Origin of the sequence: uncultured Planktosalinus sp., from assembly GCF_963973675.1 — a bacterium.
Lineage (GTDB): Bacteria > Bacteroidota > Bacteroidia > Flavobacteriales > Flavobacteriaceae > Planktosalinus.
The window spans coordinates 1-4,148 of the sequence record NZ_CAXBAN010000246.1; the positions used below are offsets into that span (position 1 = coordinate 1).

Annotated in this window: 5 protein-coding genes; all 5 read right to left on the minus strand. The window is 36.9% G+C overall.

Features of this window, described 5'->3' with window-relative positions:
- Nucleotides 1–59: 59 nt before the first annotated feature.
- Complete coding sequence (locus AACY61_RS09785) at nt 60–1,334, minus strand: ABC transporter permease (RefSeq protein WP_339611391.1); 1,275 nt, start codon at nt 1,332–1,334, stop codon at nt 60–62.
- Nucleotides 1,327–2,571, minus strand: a complete 1,245-nt coding sequence (locus AACY61_RS09790) for an ABC transporter permease (RefSeq protein WP_339611392.1) — start codon at nt 2,569–2,571, stop codon at nt 1,327–1,329. The genes AACY61_RS09785 and AACY61_RS09790 overlap by 8 nt, the downstream gene beginning before the upstream one ends.
- A complete protein-coding gene (locus AACY61_RS09795; protein ID WP_339611393.1) occupies nt 2,564–3,271 on the minus strand; it encodes an ABC transporter ATP-binding protein in 708 nt (235 codons plus the stop codon). The genes AACY61_RS09790 and AACY61_RS09795 overlap by 8 nt, the downstream gene beginning before the upstream one ends.
- Nucleotides 3,272–3,381: 110 nt before the next feature.
- Entirely contained in the window at nt 3,382–3,615 is a 234-nt protein-coding gene (locus AACY61_RS09800; RefSeq protein ID WP_339611394.1) for a hypothetical protein, read from the minus strand.
- Nucleotides 3,612–4,142 (minus strand): DUF420 domain-containing protein, encoded by a 531-nt coding sequence (locus AACY61_RS09805; RefSeq protein ID WP_339611396.1) that lies wholly within the window; start codon nt 4,140–4,142, stop codon nt 3,612–3,614. Before AACY61_RS09805 ends, AACY61_RS09800 begins: the two co-directional genes overlap by 4 nt.
- Nucleotides 4,143–4,148 lie beyond the last annotated feature (6 nt).

A 4,148-nucleotide genomic window follows, 5' to 3' on the forward strand; every position in this document is an offset into this window, starting at 1 on the left:
CGCTTTACATTTGTTGTAATCTTTGGCAAAGAGTGTTGTTTATTATTAGTTAGTTGTATTTATTCTGTACGCAATGCGTCCACTGGTTTTACTTTAATTGCATTTTGAGCAGGTATCAACCCTGCCAGTAGTCCTGAAATAATTAATATAGCTAAAGCCACTCCTACTACAAAAAGGTTGACACTGGGATTTGCAAACATCGTATCAGGTGCTGTACTATTTTCTAAGATTGAATTAATTATCGCCAATACAGCTGTAGCCAAAACTATACCTGACATACCAGAAATGATGGTTAAAAAAACAGATTCTAAAATAATTTGGGAACGAATACTCCATGGTGTTGCCCCCAAAGCCCTTTTTATTCCAATTTCTTTAGTACGTTCTTTTACCACTATCAACATAATATTACTAATTCCAATAACTCCTGAAAGCAGTATTAAAATCCCAACAAAGTAAGCCACGGCATTCAAAGCGATGAACAATCCGTTAATTTTAGAAAATTGCTCGTATAAGTCAAAATGTCCAATTGCCCTGTCATCATCGGGGTGAATGGTGTGTCTGGTTTTCAAGAGTTCAAACACCTGCTCTTTAAGTTGTGTAATTGAGGCGTTGTCTTGAGCAGTTATTGCCATCCAGCCGACGTTATCAGCCCGGTTAAAGGCTTGAGAAAAAGCAGTAAAAGGCACATAAATTTCTTTTTGGGCTTCTTCAACATCGCCATTATTATTACCAGACTTTCTGTAAGTTCCTACAATCATAAAGTTGACTTCATTAATTTTAATAAATTCTCCAATATGATCTTCTCCTTTCTCAAAAAGAGCGTTTTTCACTGATTCACCAATGATTGCTACTTTTCGTTTTTGTTCAATATCTGAATAGTTGATGAACCTCCCCGAGGTGATGTCCATAGGTTGCTGTAAAATATATTCAGGATAATCTCCATAGACATTGAAAGCACCTGTATTGATTCCTCTCACAACATTATTAGCTCCACCAAAGCCGCCCAGTTGGTTTCTGGGAGACACATACTTTAATTCGGGAATCTGGGTTTTCAAAGCCTCGACATCGTCAAGCTTGAAGTTATACCTTCTTCCTTGAGGCAATCCCTTATAGGGTTTTGATGCTGTTTGGGACCACATAAACATTGAGTTTGTCGCCATACCTGAAAAGCCTTTTTTTACACCATTTTCAAGACCTTTTCCTGCAGCGAGTAGAATGACTAAAATAAAAATACCCCATAAAACCCCAAAGGCTGTCATGAGTGTTCTAAACCAGTTAGCACTAAGAGCTTCCAAAATTTCGTTCCAGCTGTCCTTACTAAAAAGATTAGTCATCGTTTAAGGCTTCAATAGGTTTAATTTTTGCCGCTCTATATGCAGGAAAAAAGCCTGCAATGGCACCTGCAACAATGAGAATGAATACCGTTGAAATTGCAATATTAAAGTCTACAGAGGGGTTTGAAATAAATTCAGTTTCTATAGCCGGTCCGGCTAGTTCCAAAAGTCCCAAGCCAAAAATAAGCCCTAAAAAGCCTGCAATGGCTGTTATAAATATTGATTCATGGAGAATCATCCAAATGATTGACCAAGGTTCTGCACCAATGGCTTTGCGTATTCCAATTTCTTTAGTTCTTTCCTTAACAATTATGAGCATAAAATTACTTACACCCACCACCCCAGCGATGATGGTGCATATTCCAACGCCCCAGAAAAACAAACTTATCATATTGTTCAGGTCATAGAATCGTTTGGTTTCCTGTAAATTACTTCTCACAGTGATTGCCCTGTTATCTGTTGGCGCGATGGTATGTCTAGTCTTTAATTGGTTTTCAAGTTGCGTTGTAAAAATGTTTGAAGCTTCTACATCGCGGTTAAAATTTCCTGTGCTTTGAAGTGTAAATGCAATATTTCTAATATTATCTCCAGCATTAAATACTTTTTGACTAGTTGATAAGGGCATCATGATTCTTGCTTCTTCCCTTTCTCCCCCCGGATCTGTAAAGACTCCTATCACTTTAAATTTGATTCCAGAAATGTCAATATATTCACCAATGGCGTTATTACCCTTAAAAAGATCTGTAAACACTTTATGACCAATTACTGCTACTTTTTCAATATTTTGTTGGTCATAATTGTTTATGAACCGACCGGCTGTCATTGATTCATTTTCTAAAAACTGATAATCAGGAAGTGCTCCTTCTATTCGGTAACTTCCATTTTCATTTTTGTAGGTAGTCATGCCTGACCAAATCCTGTAAATGGATGATTTGTATTCCAGTTGATCCTGGTATTTTAAAACTGTCTGGTCAAAGTCGTTATTTTTTAACTGTATAAATCTTCCGGGGTTTAATCCTTTATATCCTTGAGATGTAACTCCGGTCCAAACACTGATTCTGCTTGCGGCATCTCGTTCAAATTGTTTGGCCACTCCGTTTTCTATACCTTTTCCAGTTGCTAGTAAAATTACAAGAATAAAAATACCTGAAGCTACTGAAAGTCCAGTTAAGAATGTGCGAAGTTTATTTTTACGGATGGCTTCAAAGATTTCCTGCCATCGTTCTAAATCAAACATGGAGAGCAGTTTTGGCGCGTTGTTGTTTTACTGTTGAATCATTTATAATCAAGCCATCTTTGAGATGTACAATTCGTTTTGTCATATGAGCTATATCCTCCTCATGAGTTACCAGTAAAATGGTTTTTCCTTCATCGTTGATGTTTTGAATCAACTCCATTACTTCATAGGATGTTTTGCTGTCCAGAGCACCAGTAGGTTCATCTGCCAGGAGTACTTTTGGGTCTGATGCCAATGCCCTTGCAATAGCCACACGTTGTTTTTGTCCACCGGAGAGTTCATTTGGTAAATGAGTAGCCCATTCAGCCAAGCCTACTTTTTCGAGATAGTGCATTGCTTTTTCAAGGCGTTCAGCGCGTTTTATTCCCTGATAATAAAGAGGCATGGCTACATTGTCAAGAGCTGATTTGTAATTGATCAGGTTAAAAGACTGAAAAATAAACCCCAGAAATTTGTTTCGATAGCGAGCAGCAATTTTTTCATTGAGATTTTTTATGAGTACCCCATCGAGTGTATAGGTGCCTTCATCAGCTTCATCAAGGATACCTAAAATGTTTAGCAAAGTGGATTTACCGGAGCCGGATGAACCCATAATTGAAACCATTTCACCTTGCTTTACAGAAAAGTCAATGCCTTTTAACACGTGTAGTGACGTACTTCCGGTTTTGTATGATTTGTGCAACGATTTGATTTCAATCATTTTAATAAAAACTTATGCTATTTACAATTATCTTAAGTAGTATGCAATATTATAGATAGTTACATTAAAAAATGTGAAAGTGATGTTAATTAAGTGAAGCATTTAAAAAGCTATGCATTGTCTTCCTTTCTGGCTTTTTGTCGGCTTTTATAAATTAAAAAGCCTATCACACCCACTAGCAGATAAGGAAAGGCCATTAAATATAAAATTCCGTTGTTGATGCCTTCTGCGGTTGAGCCATCTGCATCAGATTCCAAAACGGCACGGCACATTGCACATTGGGCATTGATTTCCGGAAGGAAAAAAAGTGTCAAAAAAAAGATGATGAGCTGTTGCTTTTTCATGAGTAGTATGGCGAAATCATTAAAAAAACTATCACTCCGGAAACAGCTACATAGAGCCAGATAGGGAATGTAATTTTTGCAATTTTTTTATGTTTATCAAAACGTTGTGACAATGCTCTTACAAAACTAATCAACACAAGTGGAATTACAGCAATGGACAGTAAAATATGAGAAATCAATATAAAAAAGTACACTGTCCTGATACTGCCTTCACCTCCATAAGGTGTAGATGTTGAGGTCATATGATAAATTACATACATTACAAGAAAAAGCGCTGAAAGCCCAATAGCAAGTTTCATTAGTTTTTCATGAGCGTTGCGGTTTCCTTTTTTTATTTGAATGATTGCGAGCACTAAAATAAGTGCGGTTAAGGCATTGATTGAAGCATAAATAGGCGGCAAAAAACCTAGCCGCTCTACTCCTGGAATCTCCAGTTTAACTGAGAATAATATAGCCACTACCAGTGGTATCAGAATGGAAAGTGCTACGATCCATCTGTTGTATATTTTTTCTTTTTTAGTATTTATTGTATT

Coding starts and splice junctions, on each gene's coding strand:
- AACY61_RS09785 (WP_339611391.1), bottom strand. CDS start 1,334: ATGACTAATCTTTTTAGTAAGGACAGCTGGAACGAAATTTTGGAAGCT.
- AACY61_RS09790 (WP_339611392.1), bottom strand. CDS start 2,571: ATGTTTGATTTAGAACGATGGCAGGAAATCTTTGAAGCCATCCGTAAA.
- AACY61_RS09795 (WP_339611393.1), bottom strand. CDS start 3,271: ATGATTGAAATCAAATCGTTGCACAAATCATACAAAACCGGAAGTACG.
- AACY61_RS09800 (WP_339611394.1), bottom strand. CDS start 3,615: ATGAAAAAGCAACAGCTCATCATCTTTTTTTTGACACTTTTTTTCCTT.